The 19,537-nt window shown below is 45.4% G+C and carries 21 protein-coding genes; 6 read left to right on the top strand and 15 right to left on the bottom strand.

Annotated features, from left to right (window positions below; genetic code table 11):
* Window positions 1-27 precede the first annotated feature (27 nt).
* The 9 genes from MTBPR1_RS01380 to dnaE all read right to left on the bottom strand — a co-directional run bounded on the left by MTBPR1_RS01380 (window position 28) and on the right by dnaE (window position 10,267).
* Window positions 28-1,194 (bottom strand): 1-deoxy-D-xylulose-5-phosphate reductoisomerase, encoded by a 1,167-nt coding sequence (locus MTBPR1_RS01380; protein WP_069185747.1) that lies wholly within the window; start codon window positions 1,192-1,194, stop codon window positions 28-30.
* Window positions 1,185-1,997: a phosphatidate cytidylyltransferase gene (locus MTBPR1_RS01375; RefSeq protein ID WP_083222814.1), complete on the bottom strand. Its 813-nt coding sequence runs from the start codon at window positions 1,995-1,997 to the stop codon at window positions 1,185-1,187. Before MTBPR1_RS01375 ends, MTBPR1_RS01380 begins: the two co-directional genes overlap by 10 nt.
* The gene (locus MTBPR1_RS01370) at window positions 1,990-2,724 is read right to left on the bottom strand and encodes an isoprenyl transferase (RefSeq protein WP_069185746.1); all 735 of its coding nucleotides are present in this window, start codon (window positions 2,722-2,724) and stop codon (window positions 1,990-1,992) included. Before MTBPR1_RS01370 ends, MTBPR1_RS01375 begins: the two co-directional genes overlap by 8 nt.
* A gap of 5 nt (window positions 2,725-2,729) precedes the next feature.
* Window positions 2,730-3,251, bottom strand: coding sequence for a ribosome recycling factor (gene frr, locus MTBPR1_RS01365; protein ID WP_069186061.1), 522 nt, complete (start codon window positions 3,249-3,251; stop codon window positions 2,730-2,732).
* A gap of 57 nt (window positions 3,252-3,308) precedes the next feature.
* Window positions 3,309-4,028, bottom strand: coding sequence for a UMP kinase (gene pyrH, locus MTBPR1_RS01360; RefSeq protein WP_069185745.1), 720 nt, complete (start codon window positions 4,026-4,028; stop codon window positions 3,309-3,311).
* A 168-nt stretch (window positions 4,029-4,196) separates the two neighbouring features.
* The gene (gene tsf, locus MTBPR1_RS01355; protein WP_069185744.1) at window positions 4,197-5,120 is read right to left on the bottom strand and encodes a translation elongation factor Ts; all 924 of its coding nucleotides are present in this window, start codon (window positions 5,118-5,120) and stop codon (window positions 4,197-4,199) included.
* A 106-nt stretch (window positions 5,121-5,226) separates the two neighbouring features.
* Window positions 5,227-6,012 (bottom strand): 30S ribosomal protein S2, encoded by a 786-nt coding sequence (gene rpsB / locus MTBPR1_RS01350; RefSeq protein ID WP_069185743.1) that lies wholly within the window; start codon window positions 6,010-6,012, stop codon window positions 5,227-5,229.
* Between the two features lie 158 nt (window positions 6,013-6,170).
* Entirely contained in the window at window positions 6,171-6,755 is a 585-nt protein-coding gene (locus MTBPR1_RS01345) for a hypothetical protein (protein ID WP_069185742.1), read from the bottom strand.
* A 2-nt stretch (window positions 6,756-6,757) separates the two neighbouring features.
* The gene (dnaE, locus tag MTBPR1_RS01340; protein ID WP_069185741.1) at window positions 6,758-10,267 is read right to left on the bottom strand and encodes a DNA polymerase III subunit alpha; all 3,510 of its coding nucleotides are present in this window, start codon (window positions 10,265-10,267) and stop codon (window positions 6,758-6,760) included.
* Between the two features lie 120 nt (window positions 10,268-10,387).
* On the opposite strand from dnaE, the gene MTBPR1_RS01335 reads away from it, so the two are divergent.
* The 5 genes from MTBPR1_RS01335 to MTBPR1_RS01315 all read left to right on the top strand — a co-directional run bounded on the left by MTBPR1_RS01335 (window position 10,388) and on the right by MTBPR1_RS01315 (window position 14,578).
* Window positions 10,388-12,223 carry an adenylate/guanylate cyclase domain-containing protein gene (locus MTBPR1_RS01335; RefSeq protein ID WP_069185740.1) on the top strand — a complete coding sequence of 612 codons (1,836 nt, stop codon included), beginning with the start codon at window positions 10,388-10,390 and terminating at the stop codon, window positions 12,221-12,223.
* A gap of 69 nt (window positions 12,224-12,292) precedes the next feature.
* A complete protein-coding gene (locus tag MTBPR1_RS01330; protein WP_069185739.1) occupies window positions 12,293-13,027 on the top strand; it encodes a DUF1538 domain-containing protein in 735 nt (244 codons plus the stop codon).
* Complete coding sequence (locus MTBPR1_RS01325) at window positions 13,027-13,836, top strand: DUF1538 domain-containing protein (protein WP_069185738.1); 810 nt, start codon at window positions 13,027-13,029, stop codon at window positions 13,834-13,836. Before MTBPR1_RS01330 ends, MTBPR1_RS01325 begins: the two co-directional genes overlap by 1 nt.
* Window positions 13,833-14,183 (top strand): P-II family nitrogen regulator, encoded by a 351-nt coding sequence (locus MTBPR1_RS01320; protein ID WP_069185737.1) that lies wholly within the window; start codon window positions 13,833-13,835, stop codon window positions 14,181-14,183. Before MTBPR1_RS01325 ends, MTBPR1_RS01320 begins: the two co-directional genes overlap by 4 nt.
* Window positions 14,180-14,578 carry a CBS domain-containing protein gene (locus MTBPR1_RS01315; RefSeq protein WP_069185736.1) on the top strand — a complete coding sequence of 133 codons (399 nt, stop codon included), beginning with the start codon at window positions 14,180-14,182 and terminating at the stop codon, window positions 14,576-14,578. Before MTBPR1_RS01320 ends, MTBPR1_RS01315 begins: the two co-directional genes overlap by 4 nt.
* Window positions 14,579-14,636: 58 nt before the next feature.
* Here the strand turns inward: MTBPR1_RS01315 and MTBPR1_RS01310 are convergent, their stop codons facing one another.
* The 4 genes from MTBPR1_RS01310 to MTBPR1_RS01295 form a co-directional block, all read right to left on the bottom strand.
* Window positions 14,637-15,317, bottom strand: a complete 681-nt coding sequence (locus tag MTBPR1_RS01310) for an ABC transporter ATP-binding protein (RefSeq protein WP_069185735.1) — start codon at window positions 15,315-15,317, stop codon at window positions 14,637-14,639.
* Window positions 15,310-16,557: a lipoprotein-releasing ABC transporter permease subunit gene (locus MTBPR1_RS01305; RefSeq protein WP_069185734.1), complete on the bottom strand. Its 1,248-nt coding sequence runs from the start codon at window positions 16,555-16,557 to the stop codon at window positions 15,310-15,312. The genes MTBPR1_RS01310 and MTBPR1_RS01305 overlap by 8 nt, the downstream gene beginning before the upstream one ends.
* A 33-nt stretch (window positions 16,558-16,590) precedes the next feature.
* Window positions 16,591-17,904, bottom strand: a complete 1,314-nt coding sequence (gene proS, locus MTBPR1_RS01300) for a proline--tRNA ligase (RefSeq protein ID WP_069185733.1) — start codon at window positions 17,902-17,904, stop codon at window positions 16,591-16,593.
* 76 nt (window positions 17,905-17,980) lie between these two features.
* On the bottom strand, window positions 17,981-18,385 hold the full coding sequence (locus MTBPR1_RS01295; protein WP_069185732.1) for a hypothetical protein: 405 nt from the start codon (window positions 18,383-18,385) through the stop codon (window positions 17,981-17,983).
* An 85-nt stretch (window positions 18,386-18,470) separates the two neighbouring features.
* On the opposite strand from MTBPR1_RS01295, the gene MTBPR1_RS01290 reads away from it, so the two are divergent.
* The gene (locus MTBPR1_RS01290; RefSeq protein WP_069185731.1) at window positions 18,471-18,713 is read left to right on the top strand and encodes a hypothetical protein; all 243 of its coding nucleotides are present in this window, start codon (window positions 18,471-18,473) and stop codon (window positions 18,711-18,713) included.
* 4 nt (window positions 18,714-18,717) lie between these two features.
* Here the strand turns inward: MTBPR1_RS01290 and MTBPR1_RS01285 are convergent, their stop codons facing one another.
* Window positions 18,718-19,278: a DNA-3-methyladenine glycosylase I gene (locus tag MTBPR1_RS01285; RefSeq protein WP_069185730.1), complete on the bottom strand. Its 561-nt coding sequence runs from the start codon at window positions 19,276-19,278 to the stop codon at window positions 18,718-18,720.
* A complete protein-coding gene (locus MTBPR1_RS01280; RefSeq protein WP_069185729.1) occupies window positions 19,275-19,508 on the bottom strand; it encodes a hypothetical protein in 234 nt (77 codons plus the stop codon). The genes MTBPR1_RS01285 and MTBPR1_RS01280 overlap by 4 nt, the downstream gene beginning before the upstream one ends.
* Between the last annotated feature and the right edge of the window lie 29 nt (window positions 19,509-19,537).

The raw sequence follows: 19,537 nt of genomic DNA, 5'->3' as shown, positions 1-19,537 counted from the left end.
TTATTTGAATGAGTGCGTAAAATAAGCCTATTTACTTATTTTTTCAATGGCTTGAAGGGCTAATTGTCGGGCTTTTTTATCAGCCTCTATTACCTGCTCGATTGTTTCAAGCTCGTGATGTTCATATTTGCTTAAAATTGCTTCAACCGTAGAGGGGATATCTAGAAAACCAATCTGGTTATTTAGAAAGGCGCTCACGGCTATTTCATTTACACCATTAAGAACACATGGGGCAGATTTACCAGTTTGCAAGGCTTCGCGCGCAAGCCTTAAGGCAGGGAAACGTTCAAGGTCGGGCTCCTCGAAATTAAGCTGTGCAATTTCAGCTAAATTAAGTTTAGCCGATGGCGCTTTCATTCTTTGTGGCCATGCCAAGGCATAGGCAATAGGGGTTCTCATATCAGGTGAGCCCAATTGAGCAAGCACAGAGCCATCAATATAAGAAACCATAGAATGGATGACCGATTGAGGGTGAACCAAAACGTCAATATTTTTTTCTTCAACTGGGAAAAGGTGGAAGGCTTCGATTAACTCAAGACCTTTGTTCATCATACTGGCAGAATCAACAGAGATTTTTGCCCCCATGGACCAGTTCGGATGGGCAACGGCCTCTTTTGGGGTAACCTTAGACATCTTATCAAGCGAAGAGGTTCTAAAAGGCCCACCCGAGGCGGTAAGAATGATCTTATCAATCCCTTCAGGGCGATCAAAATCAAGCACCTGAAAAATAGCATTATGTTCAGAATCAACAGGAAGCAATGTGGCGCCATGATCCTTCACAGCCTGCATCATGAGATCACCCGCACACACGAGGCTTTCTTTATTGGCAAGGCCGATTGTGGCCCCACGTTTAATCGCTTCAAAAGTGGGGGCCAAGCCCGCAGCGCCCACAATTGAGGCCATGACCCATTGTGCATCACGTTGAGCTGCTTCTAAAACAGCGCTCTCCCCTGCCCCGACTTCAATATCTGTTCCGCTTAAAGCTTCTTTAAGGACTTGATAGTTATCGCCATTGGCACTACATACAAAATCGGCCTTAAGGTCTTTAGCTTGTTTGGCCAAAAGCTCAATATTTGAATTTCCTGTAAGGGAAACCACATTAAACTGATCTGGGTTTTTAGAAATCAGATCAATGGTGCTTGTGCCGATTGAACCGGTTGAACCCAAGATACTAATGGATTTTTTTAAAACCATGTGAGGATCTGCCCATTAGTTGCAAGGATTAAGCCTGCAAAAGCGATACCTGCGGCAATCATCCCATCCATGCGGTCAAGCACACCACCATGACCGGGAATAATATTGCTTGAATCCTTCACATCAAAGCGTCTTTTGGCATGTGATTCAAAAAGATCACCGACTTGGGCAATAAAGGCAAGGCAGCTGCTGATTAAACCAACAATAAAGGGGGCTTGCCAATCAAATAGGTTCGCCAGTAAAAGACCAACCAGAAAAGCAGAAAACATACCGCCTAAAAGCCCTGCCCATGTTTTCTTTGGGCTGATACGTGGGGCAAGTTTCGGCCCGCCAATGGTCAAGCCAAATCCGTAGCCGCCTGTATCGGTTGCCACAACGCTCAGGGCTAACCAATAGACAAGCTGCACACCAATTTCTTCCGTATTTCGAAGGAAAATGAAGGAGGCTATGGGGAGACTAAGGTACAGACTGCCAATGGCAAAAAAGTTTCGACCTTCTTTGGAGAGGTTCAGGGCAAAAAGAAGCGCAAGAAACACGGGGGCAATAAGGATCGCTTCTAATAATTCAAGTCCGATAATAGGAAGCCAAGGAATAAAGCCAACAAAAGCAGCCAAGATAAAGCCTGACAGCTTAAATTCATCAAGGCACAGCTTGGACCATTCCCACGCCATTAAAACACCGAGCAAAGAAATGAAAATATTAAAAAAAGGAGTGCCAAATTCAATGGCTGCCAATGCAGGGCCTGCAATGACGATGGCAGAGATCACTCGCAAACCAAAATTACTCGGAAGAGTTTTACCCACTGATCATTCCATATCTTCTGTCACGACCAGAAAGCTCGCCTAAAGCTTCCTCAAGGTGTGATTTGTTAAAATCAGGCCAGAGAACATCCATAAAGACAAACTCGGTATAAGCCAGTTGCCATAAGAGGAAATTACTTACACGTTGCTCGCCACTGGTGCGAATAAGCAGGTCTGGGTCAGGTGTATCAACTGTATAAAGCGATTGTGAAATTGTCTCTTCACTGATGGCCTCAGGGTCAAGCTGACCGTCCTTTACCTTCTTGGCAATTTCTTTTGTTGCATGCAGTAACTCAGCACGACCACCGTAGCTTAGCGCAATGGTGAGATAAAGGGTCGTGTTCTTCTCTGTCAGCTTTTCACTTTCTTCAATGGCTTCAACAATATCATTTGAAAGTCGTGTGCGATCACCGATAAAACGAATACAGACACCTTCTGAATGAAGTCGTTTGACCTCATTGGCAAGATAATGACGAAGAAGCCCCATAAGGGTGCTGACTTCTTCTTCTGGTCTTTTCCAGTTTTCTGAAGAAAAGCCAAAGAGCGTTAAGTGGGTCACACCCAACTCAACAGCCGCTTCGATACAACGACGCACAGCATCGGCCCCTTTTTTATGGCCTGCTGTGCGCGGTAAAAAGCGTTTTTTCGCCCAACGTCCGTTGCCATCCATAATGATGGCAACGTGTAAGGGCTCTATGTCTGTTGAAGTTTTCAAAGAATTCTGACCCATGCGAGTTAAACTTGCATGATCTCTTCTTCTTTATGAGCCAAAGTCTCGTCAACTTTTTTGATGGCTGCATCAGTTTCACTTTGAATTTCTTTTGCGTAATCTCTGTGCTCGTCTTCAGAGATCGCACCGTCTTTTTCCATTTTCTTTAGCTCGTCATTACCATGACGGCGCACGTTACGAATGGCAATGCGTGTGTCTTCAGCATATTTACCAGCAACTTTTACAAGCTCTTTGCGGCGCTCTTCGTTCAGTGGCGGAATAGGAATACGAACTAACGTGCCATCAGCTTGTGGGTTAAGACCTAGACCAGCTTCACGAATGGCTTTTTCAACCATTTTCACGTTGGACTTATCCCAAACCTGAACAGAAAGCATACGCGCTTCTGGAACGCTTACTGTACCAACCTGATTGATGGGCATTTTAGAGCCATAGACATCAACCATGATCGGGTCAAGAAGGCTTGTTGAGGCACGGCCTGTGCGCAAGCCTGCAAATTCGTTATGCAGAACATCAACAGCTTTATCCATTTTGCTGTGAAGTTCTTTTTTGAGAGAATTAAAATCAGACACGAGTTTTCCCCTTAATTAATCTTTGATAACCGTAAACAGGCCTTGTTGATTAACAACATCGGCAAAAGAGTCCGGTTTATGCATTGAGAATACAACGATTGGCAGGTCGTTTTCACGTGCCAGTGTAATGGCCGCTGCATCCATAACTTTTAAATCGTTAGTCAGAACGTCTTTATAGGTCAGTGTATCATAACGTTTCGCTTCAGGATCCTTCTTTGGATCTGCGCTATAAACACCATCAACCTGCGTCCCTTTTAAGATCGCATCACAGCTCATTTCAACAGCGCGCAAGGCAGCAGCTGTGTCAGTGGTGAAGAACGGGTTACCAGTGCCAGCGGCAAAAATAACAATACGTCCTTTTTCCATATGGCGAATGGCGCGACGACGGATGTAAGGTTCACAAACGCTTTGCATCGGAATTGCTGATTGAACGCGGGTTTGAACACCCAATCGCTCTAATGAGCTTTGCATGGCAAGGGCGTTCATGACGGTTGCCATCATGCCCATATGGTCTGCACTGGTTCGATCAATACCTGCTGCTGCATCGGAAATACCGCGGAAAATATTTCCGCCACCGATAACAAGGCAGATTTCTGTACCGAGTTTATGAACTTTGATAACTTCACTGGCAATCTGGTCGACATATTCTGTATCAAGACCAAATTGTTTTTTCCCCATAAGACCTTCACCAGAAAGCTTAAGGAGAACGCGTTTAAATACCGGAGTATCTGACATAATAATATTGCCGCTCTAACCATATGTGAATGGAGAGCTACATTTACCCTGCCCAGCCCCATTAATCAACGGCTGTTTAACGTCTTCTTTAAGAAAAAATAAACGGCGGCGAGGATTTAGCCCTCACCGCCGTCTAAATAATCTTCAAAGATCAAAAAAGCTTAATGCTTATGAACCTGCAGCAGCAGCTACTTCAGCAGCAAAGTCTTCTTCTTTCTTTTCGATACCAGCACCCAGTTCGTAACGAACATAGCCAGTCAATTTGATGTCAGAACCCAGCTCTTTAGCGAGGTTTTCAATAGCTTTACCAACTGAATTGTCAGGATCGATAACAAAAGCTTGTTCGATCAGGCAGTTTTCTTGGTAGAATTTGCGCATACGGCCTTCAACCATCTTGATGGCGATTTCTTCAGGCTTACCTGCTTCTTTAGCTTGTTCGATGAGAACTGTACGCTCACGCTCGATATCAGTTGCATCAACGCCGTCACGGTCAAGTGCCAGTGGGTTTGTCGCAGCAACGTGCATTGCAATCTGTTTACCCAGTGCATTGAGCTGGTCTTTGTCGCCTTCTGATTCCAAACCAATCAAAACAGCAATTTTACCAAGGCCTTCAGCCGCAGCATTGTGCATGTAAGTTGCAACAACACCGTTAGAAACAGTTAGCTTTTCCATACGGCGCAGGTTCATGTTTTCACCAATTGTGCCAACAAGAGCTGTGAGTGTTTCTTCACAGTTCTTTTCAGAACCTGGGTAAGCAGCAGCTTTAAGTTCGTCAAAGCTGTTTACACCCAGTGCAACACCGGCAGCATCTTTAACATAAGCTTGGAACTGTTCGTTTTTCGCAACAAAGTCAGTTTCAGAGTTAACTTCGATAACCGCAGCAGTAGCGTCGCCGGAAGCGAATGCAACGAGGCCTTCAGCAGCAACGCGACCTGATTTTTTAGCCGCTTTTGCCAAACCTTTTTGACGAAGCCAGTCTTGTGCAGTCTGAATGTCGCCATCATTTTCGTTGAGTGCTTTTTTGCAGTCCATCATGCCTGCGCCAGAGAGTTCGCGCAGTTCCTTTACGAGCGCAGCAGTAATCTGAGCCATAGGATTGTCCTCTTAATTCGATAAAGTAAAAAATCAAATGCTTTTACATATGTTTCAATGTGAAAGCGATGACAGTGGAGAAGTAACTTCCCCACTGTCTAAATACTTATGCTTCAGCAGGAGCAGCAGCAGCTTCTTCAGCTTGTGGCAAGTTCTCTACTGGAGCTTGCTCTTGTGCGCCAACGTCGATGCCAGCAGCAGACATTTGGCTTTGGATGCCGTCAAGAACGGAACCAGCAAGCAGGTCACAGTACAGTTTCAAAGCACGAATAGAGTCATCGTTACCAGGAACTGGGTGTGTGATGTTCAGCGGAGAGCTGTTGGAGTCGAGGATCGCAACAACAGGAATACCAAGGTTTTTGGCTTCGTTAATTGCAATAGCTTCTTTTTGTGTATCAAAAACAACCATGATGTCCGGCAGGCCGCCCATCTCTTTAATACCACCCAAAGTACGCTCAAGTTTTTCACATTCGCGTGTCAGGTTGAGTTGTTCTTTTTTCGTCAGGCCAGCCATGTCGCCAGAAAGAAGTGCTTCAAGAGACTTCAGGCGTTTGATTGAACCAGAAACAGTTTTCCAGTTAGTCAGCATACCGCCGAGCCAACGGTGGTTTACGTAGTACTGGCCACATTTTTGTGCCGCTTCAGCAACAACTTCAGAGGCTTGACGCTTTGTACCAACGAAAAGTACGCGACCGCCACCAGCAGTTTTGTCACGAACTTGTACCATTGCTTGATGAAGCAAAGGAACAGTCTGACCAAGATCGATGATGTGAATACCGTTGCGAACACCAAAGAGGAATTGATCCATCTTAGGGTTCCAGCGACGTGTGTTGTGTCCAAAGTGAACACCAGCTTCAAGGAGCTGGCGCATAGTAAAGGTTGGCAGTGCCATTTCAATATCCTTTTCCGGTTGATCCTCCGCGGGAAAGTTGAGTTCTATTCGAACACCGGATCGAATGTATGGGATGTCTCCCCATACTTCCGTGAATTCCCACGTGTGAAGTAAGGCGCGCTAAATACGCCCTTTTTAGGCTGAGCGCAAGGTTTATTTTATTCAGCCGGTATTTTACCTTCAGTTGATAAAAGCAAACGATATGTTTCCATGAGATGACGCACGTCATGAGAGGCGCGATGGGGGCGCAGGTTTAAATTTGCCCAAGCCTGCAGTCCAAAGGTATCCATAATACGATCAAAGCGCGCCATCTTATGGACTGTTGAGCCGTCATCGTTTTCGCGATCATCATCTGCAACATGGAGATCAAACAGCTCAACGGCAGAGGCCATTCTAAAAGCGGGTCTCTCATTTGCCGCTTCAAACAGCCTTGCCAGCCAGAAACCGTCAAATTGCGGGGCATCACTATATATAACGCCCCCTTTAAGGGCGATGTTCATTTTCTGTGCGACAAGTTTGATGGGCTCTCCAAGATGGTCTAGCTCTTCACGGCTAATCTGATGGGCATCTTTTTCAGCTGTGTCATCCCAATGTGTCCAGCTTGCAATAGAACTCACATGTAAAAGCATGGACTCAACGCTGCCATCCGCATTGTTCCACGCAACTTCAATGGGATATGAGTCTTCGCCAAAACCGCTGGCTTCAAAATCTATAAATCTGGGATATGATGCATTATTATTCATGATCAAATCTCCTGTACATCGGCAATCCCGGGAACGGCCTTCACCGCTTGAAGGAGGCCCGGTGTGATATTATAACGATCTTTGAGCTGAATTTCAGCTTCTGTTGTCGCATCTATTCGAGCCATGATGGTGACATTGCCCCTGCCCTTGCCTTCACGGTCCAACAGCTCTTTAACCAAGCCCACAGCGCTTTGGTCTTCTATATAAAGTTTTAACCCGGCTGTGGATTTTGCTGCCTTGATGTCGAGCAATTCAACCGCATTTACCGAATATTTAACGTTATCTTCTTCAAATTGGGCCGCTGCCATCATGAAAACGGATTGGCCTGTTTCCCAGATGTCTCTGGAGACCGAATATGTCTCTGCCCAAACCGCAACTTCAAAGGCAGCAGAAGAATCGGAAAGTTGGATAAAGCCAAAACGACTGCCATTTTTCTTGGAGATCATTTCGCGCTTGCTAATAACCGTCCCTGCAATTTTAACAGGGCCAGATATACCATTTTGCAAGACTTCAACATGGGATTTCACCCCCAAACGTTTTAGGGTCGTCTTGTAAGCATCAAGCGGGTGAGCAGACAGGTAAAAACCAATTGCTGAAGCTTCTTCGCGCAAACGGTCCATTAAAGGCCAGTCTGGCACGTTGGGAAGCTGGGCTGCCTTTTTCATGGCGCTGTCATCAGCCCCAAACATGCCGATCTGATCAGAACTTCTTTCTTCAGCAGCGAGGTTGGAATGTTTGATCAGTGTTTCAATACCATCAAAGACCTGACGGCGATTTGAATTAATCCCATCAAAAGCACCTGAGCGAACAAGGTTTTCAAGGATACGTTTGTTTACACCCTTGCTGTCAACCCGATTGGCAAAATCAAACGGGTCCTTAAAAGGGCCATTGACAACACGTTCTGCAACAACTGATTCCATCGCCGCATCACCCACATTGCGAATGGCAGATAGCGCATAACGCACGGCCTTAATGGTACCGCCGACTTCTTCATTGGGATTGGGGATTTCTTCGACACCGAAAATCACGTTTGATTTATTGATATCAGGTTGAAGTAACGGGATTTTCAATTTATCCAGTTCTTGGCGAAACATATTAAGCTTATCGGTATTGTTCAAATCCAAAGACATGATACCCGCCATAAATTCTGCCGGGTAATTGGCCTTTAGATAGGCTGTTTGATAGGCCACATAGGCATATGCCGCCGCGTGTGATTTGTTGAAACCATATGAGGCGAACTTGGCCATAATATCAAAAATATCACTGGCTTTTTGTTTGGGCACACCGCGTTCAACGGAGCCTTCCACAAACATGGCACGCTGTTTTTCCATCTCTTCAGCGATTTTCTTACCCATGGCACGGCGTAGCAAATCCGCACCGCCAAGACTATAGCCTGCCATGACCTGCGCAATCTGCATGACCTGTTCCTGATAGATCATAATTCCGTAGGTTTCTTTCAGGATCGGCTCAATGGTCGGATAGAGATAATCCGGTTCTTCTCGTCCATGTTTGCGTTCAATGTAGCTTGGGATATTATCCATTGGACCCGGGCGATAAAGCGCCACAACCGCGATCAAATCTTCAAGTCTGTTGGGCTTCATGGAGCGCAAGACACCACGCATGCCTTCAGATTCCAACTGAAAGACGCCCCCACCCTCACCGCGACCGAGCATTTCATAGGTGCGCTTATCATCAAGCGGGATTTTTGTAATATCCAGCGGTGTTTCACGCCCCTTATTAATAAATTTCAGGGCCGTTGAAATTACCGTTAGGGTTTTTAGGCCCAAAAAGTCAAACTTGACCAAACCAGCTTGCTCAACGAACTTCATGTTGAATTGAGTCACAGGCATGTCTGATTTGGGGTCGCGATAAAGCGGGACGAGCTTATCAAGGGGGCGATCACCAATTACCACACCGGCTGCGTGGGTGGAAGCATGGCGATAAAGCCCTTCAAGCTGCTTGGCAATCCCCACCATGCGCTCAACCGTTTCATCATCGCGAACTTCCTGTTTAAATTCAGGAATTTGCTCAAGGGCTTCTTCAACGCTTAGGGCTTTACCCGGATCATTAGGGACATATTTACACAGGCGGTCAACCTGACCAAAGGGCATTTGCAACACACGTCCGGTATCGCGCAAAACCGCACGGGCTTGAAGCTTACCAAAGGTGATGATCTGGGCCACATGGTCATAGCCGTATTTATCTTGAACGTATTTAATCACCTCTTCACGGCGGTCTTGGCAGAAATCGATATCGAAATCAGGCATGGACACACGTTCGGGATTAAGAAAACGTTCAAACAGCAGTGCGTAGCGAAGAGGGTCAAGATCAGTAATGGTTAAGGCATAGGCCACGAGGGAACCCGCACCAGAACCACGGCCCGGCCCCACGGGGATATCTTGTTCTTTGCCCCATTGGATGAAATCAGCAACAATGAGGAAGTAGCCCGGGAACCCCATCTGGTTGATGATGCCAAGCTCATATTCTAAACGTTCCCAATAAGGTTTAGAGACTTCGTCGCGTTCTTCTGGTGTCATGCCTTCTGTATAAACACCATCGATAAGACGTTGCTTAAGCCCGTCTTCAGACATTTTGCGCAGTTCATCTTCCTCATTTCGCCCTTCCCCACAATCAAAGGGCGGCAAAATTGGCGGGATGTTTTCAACCTTGATAGCGCAACGTTTTGCAATGGTTAGTGTATTGTCACAAGCCTCAGGTATATCTTTAAACAGCTCGCGCATTTCAGCGGCTGTTTTTAAATAATGTTCGGGTGTGAGTTTGCGCCGATCAGTTTGGTCAACGTAAGACCCAGCCGCGATACAAACAAGAGCATCATGGGCAGAATACATGTCTTTGTTTGGATAGAAAGCTTCATTTGTCGCCACAAGGGGAATATTTAACCCATAGGCCAGATCAACGAAGTCATCTTCGATTTGATCTTGTTCTGGCAGGTTATGGCGTTGGAGCTCCACATACACTCGGTCCGGATAGGCACTTTTAATGCGCGATAGTAAAGACTCAGCTTTTTCCTTATGGCCTTGAAGCAAAAGCTGTCCAATAGGCCCAAGGTGCCCACCTGTGAGCAAAATAAGACCTTCATTATGGTCAAGCACATCCTCAATGGAGATTTGAGGGTCTTCGCCGTCAGGTGATGTGAGAAAAGCATTACTCACAAGTTTCATCAGGTTGCGATAACCGGGATCATTTTGGGCAAGTAACACAATGGGCTGCGGCGCTGTGGGGCCAATATTTTTAACACTTAAGCCTGCATTCTCATCATCATTGGGCTGGGCTGTGATGGCGATTTGACAGCCGATAATCGGTTGAATGCCAGCCCCAGACATGGTTTGGGAAAACTCAAGACCACCAAACATATTGTTCGTATCCGTCATGGCGATGGCGGGCATCTTTTCAGCTTCTACCCATTTGGGGAGCTGCTTGATACGGATCGCACCTTCAGACAAAGAATAAGCCGTATGAAGGCGAAGATGGACAAAATCAGCGTGGGACATTGTGTGATAAAATCTTGAGTAAGTGATAAGTTAAGTGCACATTGTCCATCCTAACTGTCTTTGGATAATCTGAAAACATTTTTGTTTATTTATATATTTGTATAAAATAGGCCTAACCTTATGAATTTATGGAAAAAAATCACTTTTCCACGCCAGCCGATCCAATATGTTTTATTTTATGGTTTTGGCGGGCTGATTCTTCTGGCTGTGGCTGTGGTTTTATATTTAGGGTTAAGCTCAACCACAAAACTCACCAAAGATTATCACCATATATTAATTGAGACCGCGCTTGATAAGCTAACAAGTGAGGTCGAAGGGCTGTTGCTTCCGGTTGAAAGCCAGACACTTTGGATCAGTGATCAGTTTAAAGAGGGGAAAATTAACCTTCATGATCACAAACAGATAAAGACATTTCTACGTGGTGTTCTCGCTGGAACACCAAATGTCAGCGGCTTGGGCTTGCAATATAAAGATGGCATTACACGTTATATGTTGCGCAAAGATAACCAGTGGATTGAAAAAAAACGAATTAGCACAGCAGAAAACACAAGATTGTTTAGTTTGATGTCCATGGCAAAAACGAATGTCTGGAGCAAGCTGATTTGGGATGACAAAGAAGAACAAACCATTGTGGATGTACGCACACCGATTTATCAAGATGGTGAGTTAAAAGCTATTTTATTTATTGGTGTAACAGTTGCCGATCTGTCCAAAACAATTTTAAGCACCTCGTCAGACCGTTTTCTAACCCCCTTTATCTTATATGGTCGCAACCATATTCTTGCCCATCCCCTTTTAACCAGCGGGCGGACTGTCTCTGATGAGTTAGGGGCACGCGCTGATTGGATTACAGGCAAAGGTGATATCCCCTTGCCTTCTGTTGATGATTTTCAAGATGTGAAGTTGGCAAGCCTTGTTCATGGCTCAGTCACAAAGGCGGGCTTAATTACGCCTATTGATAATGTGCAGGTCAATCGCGCGCGCGTTGATGGTGATATGTATATTGTCGCCACAAAAGAAATTGTTCGCTTTGGTCAAACACCATGGGTGTTGGGTGTTTATATTAATGCGGGAAAGTCTGATAGCACAGCGGCTTTGCAGCTTTTTGAAATGGCAGGTGCTGGCCTGATAGTTTTGGTGATTTCTGTCATTCTCTCCATGAAAGTCGGTAAAAAACTAGCCCGCCCGATTGTGCGCCTTGCAGAATCAGCAAAAACCGTTCGCAAAGGTGAATTAGATAACGTCCCGCTTTTACCACGAAGCCGCTTGCGTGAACTTGACCAAGCCGCCCTTGCCTTTAACGAAATGGTTCAAGGCATTCAGGAACGCGACATGATCCGCGAAGTCTTTGGTCGATATGTCCCTGAATCAATCGCATCATCCCTTATGGAAGAAGATGGGGAGTTGCAGCCCATTGCCACAGAGGCCACTATTTTATTTTCCGATATTGAAGGGTTTACCCAACTAACGGAAAAAGTTGGCCCCGATAAAATCGTTGCGATCTTAAACCAGTATTTCAATGCGGTTGTGAATGTGTTGGAGCGTCACGGCGGTGTGGTCACACAATTTCAAGGCGATGCGGTTTTGGCAACATTTAACGTTCCTATTAAATCTGATGATCACGCAGAAAATGCCTTAAAGGCGGCCTTAGAAATTAAACAGATGCTGTTAGGTGAAAAGTTTGATGGCATCACCATAAAAAGCCGCATTGGTTTAAATACGGGCAATGTGGTTGCAGGGGCAGTCGGGGCTGAAGGACGGCTTAATTATACCGTACATGGCGATGCGGTGAATCTAGCCTCGAGAATTGAAAATTTGAATAAACACTTCAAAACGGACATTCTAATCTCAGGAAATACGGCAAAACAGATAAAAACAATATCGCTGGAAACCGTTGGTACGACTGAGGTTCGAGGCTTAACTGCACCTGTGAGGCTTTATGTTCCAAAAACGTAACTTGTACTTATCCTCTTGTTATATTATGAAAAAATAAATGAATATATAAATTAAGGCGCTTTTCGTTAGATGAATCCCGGTATTAAAAGATTTATTGGCCTGTTTGTTGGAGCCCTGCGTGATCTGGCACCGATCATCCTTGTGATCGCCTTTTTCCAGATTATTGTTCTGCAACAACCCTTCCCCAATTTGGATAAAGTCATCCCCGGCCTGTTTTTGGTCGTGATGGGATTGGCCTTCTTTATTCAAGGTCTGGAGATGGGGCTGTTTCCCCTTGGCGAAAGCATGGCAAATGCCTTTGCCAGAAAAGGTAGCGTGATTGCGATTTTGGCTTTTGCCTTTGCCTTGGGCTTTGGCACAACCATTGCCGAACCTGCCTTGATTGCGGTTGCCGCAGAAGCAGCTGAAATTGCAGCCAAAGGCGGGCAGATCCCGCTAAATGCAGAAGCCCAATCCACCTATGCCAACCAGTTGCGCATCGTGGTGGCCCTTTCTGTGGGCTCCGCCATTGTATTAGGTGTCTTTCGTATCTTAAAAGGCTGGCCGATCCAGTATTTCATCATTGGTGGTTACGTCCTCGTCATCATCATTACAAAATTTGCACCGCCTGAGATTGTGGGTATTGCTTATGATAGTGGTGGGGTGACAACATCAACCGTGACGGTACCTTTGGTGACCGCATTGGGTGTGGGCCTATCTTCTACCATCCGTGGACGTAACCCGATGATTGATGGCTTTGGTCTTATCGCCTTTGCCAGCTTGACGCCGATGATCTTTGTCCTTCTCTTTGGTATGGTGATGTAATGCTTGAATGGATCATCAACATATCAGAAGCAGCGATTTCGACTTGTCGTGATATCGCACCGATCATCGCTATTTTGCTTGGTTTCCAGTTTTTGGTTATCCGCAAGAAAATACCGAATTTTAAGAAAATCCTGATTGGTTTTTTCTATGTTTTAATCGGCTTGACCCTTTTCTTGGTTGGCTTAGAACAAGCCCTCTTCCCCCTTGGGGAATCAATGGCAACCCAACTGTCAGACCCTGAATTCCTTGGTGCAAATGGGGACCCATCCTCACTGACATGGCAGGATTATTACTGGGTTTACATTTTCGCAGCAGCTATTGGTTTTGCAACAACCGTTGCTGAGCCTTCCTTGATTGCCGTTGCCATTAAAGCAGAAGAAATTTCAGGTGGAAATATTAGCGCGTGGGGATTGCGCGGCGCTGTTGCCATTGGTGTTGCCGTTGGCGTGTCTTTGGGAACTTTCCGGATTGTAACAGGCACGCCCCTTCCCGATTATATTATGGTCGGTTACATAATCGTCATCATTCAAACATTTTTTGCAGCTAAAACTATTATACCACTGGCTTATGACAGTGGCGGGGTGACCACCTCAACGGTAACAGTACCTGTTGTGGCAGCCCTTGGTCTTGGTTTGGCATCAACCGTGCCCGGGCGTAGCCCCTTATTGGACGGTTTCGGTCTGATTGCCTTTGCAAGTGTCTTTCCAATTATGTCCGTACTGGCATATGCCCTGATCGCTGAAGCGATTGCAAAAAAGGGTAAAAAAGCAGAAGGTACGGATGAGTCTTCATCAGGGAGTGAAGTATGAATTTAAAACTAATCGTGGCTATGGTAGCTGACGAAAAAACAGATGTGGTGATCGATGCCGCACGTGAAGCCGGTGCAACTGGTGCAACCACCATCAGCTCGGTTCGTGGTGAAGGTATGACACCGGAAAAAGGGTTTATGGGCCTTGAACTCACAGCACAGCGTGATGTGATCTTGTTCTTGGTTGCAGGTACGCAAGCACGTCGTATTTTGGAAACCATCAATACAGCGGGTAACTTTGAAGACGAACCCGGTGCAGGTGTGGCTTTCCAAATCGATATTGAAGATGCTGTAGGCCTAAACACACAATTACCAAAAATCATGGAAGAAATTGCAGGTGAAGTATGACTGAGAACTCCTTTATCCGCGTCAGCGACGTTATGAGCCCGAATGTGAAAACAATCGGCCGTGTAGCTACAATTGCTGAAGCGATTGAAATGATCAAAGAAGAAAAAGTAAGCTCTTTGATCGTTGAGCGTCATGACGAGGGCGATGAATTTGGCATGCTGACCATTCGCGACATTGCACGCGAAGTTGTGGCAACCGACCGCCCTGCGGGTCGCACAAGTGTTTATGAAGTGATGCGCAAACCCGTTATGACGGTTCCCGCAGAAATGAACATCAAATATGCCGTGCGCTTGCTCGTGCGTTTCAGCCTGTCACGCGCAGTTGTGATTGATCATGATCGCAACCCTGTAGGTATCGTGACATTGCGCGATATGGTTCTTGGTTATTCTGAATAACCTAAAAGAATAAAAAATATTTAAAAAGGCTGTTTCTTCCCTGAGAGACAGCCTTTTTTTATTGTTCAATTAGATGACCATCTTCTAATTTTACAACCCGATCCATTCGTTTAGCTAATGTGGGGTTATGGGTGGCAATAAGGGCTGCTAATCCTTCTTTGCGCACTTCTTCTAAAAGAAGGTTAAACACATGATCGGAAGTGACCGGATCAAGGTTGCCTGTGGGCTCATCTGCAAGCAAGAGCTTAGGCTTATTTGCAAGGGCTCGTGCAATGGCGATGCGTTGCTGCTCACCACCGGAAAGCTCAGCCGGGCGGTGTTCATCCCGTTTGGAAAGCGAGACAGCCTCAAGCAGCTCTTGTGCGCGCACATTGGCCTCTGCTTTTGATTTGCCATTAATCATCTGTGGGATGACAATATTCTCACTGGCTGAAAATTCAGGCAGAAGATGATGATATTGATAGACAAAACCAAGATGATTGCAGCGCAAACGTGTGAGTTCTTTATCACTCAGCTTACTGGTATCAGTCCCGCCAATACGAATTGTACCCGTATCAGGCTTTTCTAACAGGCCAGCAGTTTGTAACAAAGTTGATTTGCCTGCCCCACTTGGGCCGACCAAGGCAACGATCTCACCTTGATTGATGATTAGATCAGACTCTTTAAGAATATGAAGTGTGTCCGTCCCCTGTTTAAAGGTACGACAAAGCTTTTGCAGTTCAAGAACGGCTTTACTCATAACGAAGTGCCTCAACAGGGTCTAGACGGGCTGCACGCCATGACGGATACAATGTGGCAAGGAACGATAAGCCAAGCCCCATGCCGACAACCAGCGTGACTTCACTATAATCAACAATGGCGGGAAGTTTTGAGAGGAAATAAATCTCAGCTGCAAACAATTCTGTGCCGCTTAAACCTTCAATCCATTGCCGTATGGTTTCAATATTTTCAGAAAAAGCCAAGCCTAGGATAAAACCAAGCACAGTGCCAAACACCCCAACACTTGCCCCGGCAATAAGGAAAATCCGCATGATACTTCCCCGGCTTGCCCCCATGGTGCGCAAGATCGCAATGTCTTTTCCCTTGTCTTTTACAAGCATGATCAGGCCAGAGATAATATTGAAAGCAGCCACAATAATGATCAAGGTTAAGATCATAAACATTACATTACGTTCGACCTGTAAGGCATTGAAAAAGCTTGAATTAGTACGCTTCCAATCAACAGGGTTTAGACCCTTTCGACCAAGTTCAAGTCGAATGTCATAAGACACACTTTCAGCTTGGCTTGCACTTGGGGTGAGGACTTCAAGGTAGTTCACACCGGGAATTCTAAAATAGGTTTGAGCAGCTTTTAGGGGCATGAAGACAAAGCTTGAATCATACTCATACATGCCAATATCAAACGTGGCAGCGATGATAAAACTGCGCATTCGTGGCACGGTGCCAAAGGCTGTGACATTTCCTTTAGGTGAAATTAAAGTTATACGATCGCCCACCCATAAGCCCAGCTTAGAGGCAAGGCGCGAGCCGATAATAACCCCCTCGCCTGCTTCAAACAGTTTTATGGAGCCTGCTTTCACACTGTTAAAAAGCAGATCACGCTTTTTAAAATCAGCACCGCTTAACCCCCGCACCATGGCCCCGCTTGAAGCCCCTTTACCCGTTGCCATGACTTGGCCTTCAATCATGGGGGTAACGCTTTTCACCCCGTCAATTTTGGCAAGCTCTTCAGACAATGAATTATAGTTGGGGATAACGCGGTTATGACCATAGACATTGATATGGCCATTGATCCCCAAAATGCGGCTTAAAAGCTCTTCACGAAAGCCATTCATCACTGACATGACGATGATCAGGGTTGCCACACCAAGGGCAATACCGAGCAGGGAAAACCATGCAATGACGGACACAAAGCCTTCACGGCGTCTTGCTCGCAGGTAGCGCGCCGCCATCATCCATTCAAACGCTTTGAACATTATGGTTTTCCCTTCATCGCCAAAGTGACGTATGGGTTATTTTGAGAAATGAGCAACCAGATCGGTGATTGCGATTTCTTGTTTTTCACCAGACTTGCGGTTTTTAACTTCCGCAACACCGTTTTTAAGACCACGTGGACCAATAACCACATGCCAAGGAATACCGATCAGGTCCATATTCTTGAACTTACCACCAGCACGCTCGGCTGTATCATCAATCAAGGTTTCAACACCTGCTGCGTTGAGCTCTTTATAAAGCCTATCACAGGTCTCATCACATGTTTCATCGCCTGTTTTCAAGTTGATGATACCCACGGTGAATGGGGCAACACTTTCAGGCCAGATGATACCGTCATCATCATGGCTGGCTTCAATGATTGCACCGATCAGACGCGAAACACCAATACCGTATGAGCCCATTTGCAGGTCAATTTCAGTACCATTTTGGTCTGTAACTGTCGCGCCCATTGGTTTTGAATATTTTGTGCCGAAATGGAAGATGTGACCAACTTCAATACCACGTGCAGCTAAAAGATCATCACCAAGCTCGGCTTCAACGCCTTCTTCGTGTTTCTCATCTGTTGCGGCGTAAAGTGATGTCCATTTATCAACGATAGGCTGAAGGTCTTCGTTATAATCCACATCATCGCCCGGGATATCAAAATCTAGAACGTCTTTGTGAACAAACACACCAGACTCGCCAGTATCAGCTAGAACGAGGAATTCATGTGAAAGATCACCGCCAATAGGCCCTGTATCAGCACGCATAGGAATAGCTTTTACGCCCAAACGGTTGAACGTGCGCAGGTAAGCCACGAACATTTTATTATAAGCTGCTTTTGAAGATTCGTAATCAATATCAAAAGAGTAGCTGTCTTTCATGAGGAATTCACGACCACGCATAATACCAAAACGCGGGCGTACCTCATCGCGGAATTTCCATTGGATGTGATAGAGCATCTTTGGCATGTCTTTGTAAGACTGACATTCCATTTTCACCACATCAGTGATGGCTTCTTCGTTTGTTGGGCCATAAAGCATGTCACGACCGTGGCGGTCAGTGATGCGCAGCATTTCTTTACCGTAATCATCATAACGACCACTTTTCTGCCACAGCTCTGATGGTTGAATTGTTGGCATCAAGACTTCTTGACAGCCAGCCAAGTCCTGTTCTTCACGAACGATTTGTTCGATCTTACGCAAGACGCGCAAGCCCAATGGCAGCCAGTTATAAATACCCGCAGATGATTGGCGGATCATGCCCGCGCGCAGCATCAAACGGTGGGAAACAATTTGTGCTTCAGATGGGTTTTCTTTTAGGGTCGGTAGGAAATATTGCGAAAGGCGCATTTTAGTCCTCAAAACAGATAGAATAATGTTGAGCTGACTTTAGATAAACCCCTGCAAAAACGCAATGAAATCGTTGTTATTTTTGCCCATATTGTGCAAGGCAGGCATCCAAAATGGCGTTATTTTCATCTTGGCCCAGTTTTTGACCGTTCCAATAGACGTTACGCCCCTTCACTTTGACCTTTCCAAGATTGGCTTTGCCGTAAAAACCTGTACCCATATTGTATTTTTCTGCCAGATCAATTCCAAAATCAAAGGTGATTTCATCAGGAAGTTTGATTTTATGCCCACCGTTTAAATCGGCACCGACAACCTTATTGCCACGCATATCGACACCGGCTTTATAGTCTGCGCTGCTAAAGGAATTAATTCGAATGAGTTTGCGACATTCTTTTTCTGTGATGGAGACAGCACTTTCAACGCTATCGGCCCATGTGGGAGAAGAAACAAACATGAAAGTTAGCAAAAGCATCAGTCTCATAAAAGGCATCCTTAGCTTGCAATGTCATTAGGGCGTAAAATCCAGTATACTATAACGCAAAAGCATTGGTAACTGGGAGGTTTAGATGACAAAATTATTGATTTCAAAGGATATGCCGGACGGTCATACATTAGAAGATGTATTTCGAATGATCCGTGGTGATATTTTAGAGCGCTGTCATGAGATGCATAGTGACAGCCACCCGGAAATTCAGGAAGTTTTGAGCAATAACATGTATATACTGGGGCTGATGGAACAAATTATTGCCCATGCAGAAAGTTCATCTGAAATTATGAAACGCATTTATGGTAAATCACAAAGCCAATAAAAGACTAGCCTTCTTTATAAATTGATTGGTCAACCTGCATCCAAGGTGGGTTGGTTTTCTCAAGCCTTTTATAGATAGGACAGTCTTCACGGTGTGTGCCGGGTAAATATCCAGTACTCATTAAAAATTCACCCGTAATTTCCCCACCGGTAAATTTAAACGTCTTTTTAAAAAGCTTAACCCATTCAGCTTTGGGTTTTGGATGATGGCTTTTAATCCAGTTTGCAAAGCTGCCATGTTCTTTTTGAAGATTTTGGATCACGCCTGCATTATGGATGATGGCATTGATCTTGAGCTTATTGCGAATAATGCTGGCATCACTCAGCAGTCTTTCGCGCTCAATCTCACCGTAGGCAGCGACTTTATCAATATGAAACTGTTCAAAAGCTTTGATAAAGGCGTCTTTCTTCTTAAGGATGATCAGCCATGAAAGACCCGCTTGCATGATCTCAAGACATAAGCGTTCAAATAATTTGTGGTCCTCACTTAAAGGAAAGCCATATTCACTTTCATGATAAGGCCCATGAAATTCATGACCGGGGGCGACGTCACAATACCAGTTCATCGCTTAAAACTCACCCATTCCATAAGGAACGCACCATAACAAATAACCAGCGTTGCCGCCGCCATCATAGCCGATTGGGTGATCATGCAACCAAGGCAAGGACGCATGTCTTCATTATGGTCGCTGCTCATATATTTTTGGTCAGCGCGCATTTTTACGCCAAAGTAAAACAGCCACCATAAAATAATAAAGGCGACAAGCAAGATGGCTTCTGTTTGACCAAAATTCATAAGACAACATCCAGTATTAAAAATGAAAA

This window comes from Candidatus Terasakiella magnetica, assembly GCF_900093605.1.
In the GTDB taxonomy this organism is placed as follows: Bacteria; Pseudomonadota; Alphaproteobacteria; order Rhodospirillales; family Terasakiellaceae; genus Terasakiella; species Terasakiella magnetica.
This window is presented reverse-complemented; position numbering and strand designations above follow the sequence as displayed.

Excerpts from the sequence above, each read along its gene's own strand:
- MTBPR1_RS01380 (WP_069185747.1), bottom strand. The coding sequence starts at position 1,194 with ATGGTTTTAAAAAAATCCATTAGTATCTTGGGTTCAACCGGTTCAATC.
- MTBPR1_RS01370 (WP_069185746.1), bottom strand. The coding sequence starts at position 2,724 with ATGGGTCAGAATTCTTTGAAAACTTCAACAGACATAGAGCCCTTACAC.
- frr (WP_069186061.1), bottom strand. The coding sequence starts at position 3,251 with ATGGATAAAGCTGTTGATGTTCTGCATAACGAATTTGCAGGCTTGCGC.
- pyrH (WP_069185745.1), bottom strand. The coding sequence starts at position 4,028 with ATGTCAGATACTCCGGTATTTAAACGCGTTCTCCTTAAGCTTTCTGGT.
- tsf (WP_069185744.1), bottom strand. The coding sequence starts at position 5,120 with ATGGCTCAGATTACTGCTGCGCTCGTAAAGGAACTGCGCGAACTCTCT.
- rpsB (WP_069185743.1), bottom strand. The coding sequence starts at position 6,012 with ATGGCACTGCCAACCTTTACTATGCGCCAGCTCCTTGAAGCTGGTGTT.
- MTBPR1_RS01345 (WP_069185742.1), bottom strand. The coding sequence starts at position 6,755 with ATGAATAATAATGCATCATATCCCAGATTTATAGATTTTGAAGCCAGC.
- dnaE (WP_069185741.1), bottom strand. The coding sequence starts at position 10,267 with ATGTCCCACGCTGATTTTGTCCATCTTCGCCTTCATACGGCTTATTCT.
- MTBPR1_RS01335 (WP_069185740.1), top strand. The coding sequence starts at position 10,388 with ATGAATTTATGGAAAAAAATCACTTTTCCACGCCAGCCGATCCAATAT.
- MTBPR1_RS01330 (WP_069185739.1), top strand. The coding sequence starts at position 12,293 with ATGAATCCCGGTATTAAAAGATTTATTGGCCTGTTTGTTGGAGCCCTG.
- MTBPR1_RS01325 (WP_069185738.1), top strand. The coding sequence starts at position 13,027 with ATGCTTGAATGGATCATCAACATATCAGAAGCAGCGATTTCGACTTGT.
- MTBPR1_RS01320 (WP_069185737.1), top strand. The coding sequence starts at position 13,833 with ATGAATTTAAAACTAATCGTGGCTATGGTAGCTGACGAAAAAACAGAT.
- MTBPR1_RS01315 (WP_069185736.1), top strand. The coding sequence starts at position 14,180 with ATGACTGAGAACTCCTTTATCCGCGTCAGCGACGTTATGAGCCCGAAT.
- MTBPR1_RS01310 (WP_069185735.1), bottom strand. The coding sequence starts at position 15,317 with ATGAGTAAAGCCGTTCTTGAACTGCAAAAGCTTTGTCGTACCTTTAAA.
- proS (WP_069185733.1), bottom strand. The coding sequence starts at position 17,904 with ATGCGCCTTTCGCAATATTTCCTACCGACCCTAAAAGAAAACCCATCT.
- MTBPR1_RS01295 (WP_069185732.1), bottom strand. The coding sequence starts at position 18,385 with ATGAGACTGATGCTTTTGCTAACTTTCATGTTTGTTTCTTCTCCCACA.
- MTBPR1_RS01290 (WP_069185731.1), top strand. The coding sequence starts at position 18,471 with ATGACAAAATTATTGATTTCAAAGGATATGCCGGACGGTCATACATTA.
- MTBPR1_RS01285 (WP_069185730.1), bottom strand. The coding sequence starts at position 19,278 with ATGAACTGGTATTGTGACGTCGCCCCCGGTCATGAATTTCATGGGCCT.
- MTBPR1_RS01280 (WP_069185729.1), bottom strand. The coding sequence starts at position 19,508 with ATGAATTTTGGTCAAACAGAAGCCATCTTGCTTGTCGCCTTTATTATT.